Source organism: Salinimicrobium oceani (assembly GCF_012037645.1).
In genome coordinates this window covers 1-388 of sequence record NZ_JAAVJR010000929.1, presented here as the reverse complement: position 1 = coordinate 388, position 388 = coordinate 1, and the positions used below count along the sequence as shown (strand labels likewise).

1 protein-coding gene is annotated in these 388 nt (G+C 41.2%); it reads right to left on the bottom strand.

The window, feature by feature from the left end:
* A partial coding sequence (locus tag HC175_RS20110) for a Gfo/Idh/MocA family protein (RefSeq protein ID WP_168139841.1) occupies positions 1–376 on the bottom strand: 376 nt, incomplete at its 3' end.
* Between the last annotated feature and the right edge of the window lie 12 nt (positions 377–388).

The window sequence follows — 388 nt, the reverse complement described above, 5'->3', positions numbered from 1 at the left end:
GGTTGTGGTTCACACTTAGTACAAGCTTATTTTTGTGAGCCAGGTTGATCAATTCATTAGCTTCTTTAACATGAGGTGTAAAAGGTTTTTCCACCAGCAAATTTTTTCCCGCTTCCAGGATTTGTTTTCCAAAAGTATAATGTAGATGATTCGGTAGTACCAGAATTACCAGGTGTATAGAAGGGTCTTCAAGAATACCGGAAATATCTGCTACTACTTCGGCTTCGGGAAAATCTGAGTTTGCAGCCCTAATATTGTCGGGACTGGAGGTAAGGATCTTTACTACTTTAAATCCGGAGACAGAGGAGAGGATCGGCGCGTTATAGATCCTTCCGCCGGAACCATAACCCACAAAGGCAGTATGAAGCTGCTTCATTTTTATTTGTAA